Annotated in this window: 2 protein-coding genes; both read right to left on the bottom strand. The window is 49.1% G+C overall.

Annotation, left to right across the window (positions count from 1 at the left end):
- Positions 1-170: 170 nt before the first annotated feature.
- A complete protein-coding gene (locus D6783_05235) occupies positions 171-959 on the bottom strand; it encodes a hypothetical protein (GenBank protein RME52318.1) in 789 nt (262 codons plus the stop codon).
- A 260-nt stretch (positions 960-1219) separates the two neighbouring features.
- Positions 1220-1590 (bottom strand): hypothetical protein (locus D6783_05230; GenBank protein ID RME52317.1); only part of this gene is annotated, 371 nt, incomplete at its 5' end.

Genomic DNA, 1590 nt, shown 5'->3' with positions numbered 1-1590 from the left:
GGAGTAATAGAAAAGAAAAAACAAGGGTATACGAATCTCATCATATTAAAGCTGTGATCGAGCTTGTTTTGCAATCCAGCAAAAGCAGTGATTATTATATATTTCTCATCCTTAGACGTGACGACTACGGCGTTATGGATTTCAGAGGAATGTAAGAACGGAATGGGAGTTTACTGGGCTGGAGAGGGTGGAACGTCACCGCCGCCGTCGCCTTCCTTGAACGTTTCTTGCTCCAATGCCTCAACGACTCCTTCTATTTGAGCAATAATCGTCTTGATTTCGGCGGGGTCCCATGATTTAATGGCTTGGACCTTCAGCGTTGATCCTCCTGCCTCAAAGGCGAAATTGTAGGATTTTACGTGGAGGAATGCTTGTCTCACGTTGGGTGAGAAGAGGCTGCGCAGGGTTTCACTATCTGGTCCTTTGAGTTGGAACGAGGAGGAGAAGTCGGGGTCGCTTTCAAAGTCAATTTCTCCGCCGCCGAATTTGGATGCGATGGCGTCACCTATCCTGCTAAACCAGAATTCAGGACCCAAGGTGAAGTAGGGCAGCTTGAGCTTCGGGGAGGTGATTTCGAGGATGGGTTTTTGGGTGGTGTGCTCCTCTCTTTGTGGAGTGTTCTGCCTTCCCTTTCCTCTGGAGTACGTTGGTGAACGGTACGAGACGCGTGTTTCTTGCAAGGTGTAGAATTTCCAATGCCGCCCTTTCAGGTCTCCTTCGAGCACGTCGAGGATTTCTATGCGATCGCCCATCCCTCTTGAGAGGAGATTTCGGCCGAGAGTGGAGGCTGCAAAACCAGAACCGGAACCGCCAACGTCTCGGGGGAGGTAGCTGAATCCTAGCTCTTGAGCGATTTGAACGAAGCGTTTTTCTGTTTGTTTTCTTTGGTAAATCGAGTAAAACACGACAAAAGCAGCTAAGGCCAAGAACCCGAGCAAGACGAAAAGGCCGACGTCCATGTTGAACGTTTCGGGATTGCTCTTATTTAAATGTTTTTTTTTAAGAGCTATTTTTTGTTGATTGCGGTTGCTTGCTTTTTCGTTCCGGCGCCGGCGAGGCTGCTGTTTTTGTTGTTTTGGCGGGGGCGTCTGTGTTCTGGCTTGTGCTTGTCAATAACGCGTCGGGAGTAGCAGTTCAAAAGAAGGTTGTGTGTCGTGGTTTCTTCGTCGAGGTGGTGCTTCGCTTCCTAGCGCGCTTCGTTGCCATCACAGCCATAGCATCACGGCCATGGCGGGTCAATGTCGGGGCCTCTGTTCCACTGCTCATAGCTTTCTTTTTTTTGGGGATGCAACCAGCACAAGCGTTCAAGATTAGTGGTGCTCGATCGGTACTCGCCCCTGTTTTTTTTCCAATTTTTGAGTTGTTCGCGGTAGATGCCCTCCCATGGGACGCGAGCACTCTTTGCTTCTGTGTTGAGAAGAACTGCTCGCCTGCCATGCTCTTCTAGCATTGAAAATGCTTCAGTGATGTGCGGGTTGTAGAGAGAGACGACACCTAAAAAGTACGCTGCGTCCTCCATGTTTCTCACTACTTTTTTGTTTATGAGAGCTTTCATTCTCTTTTCGAGGTCGGGGAACGTATCGTGTAGCT

Source organism: Candidatus Woesearchaeota archaeon (assembly GCA_003694805.1).
Lineage (GTDB): Archaea > Nanobdellota > Nanobdellia > Woesearchaeales > J110 > J110.
The sequence above is the reverse complement of the archived record's forward strand: the minus strand, read 5'-3'. Positions and strand labels throughout refer to the sequence as shown.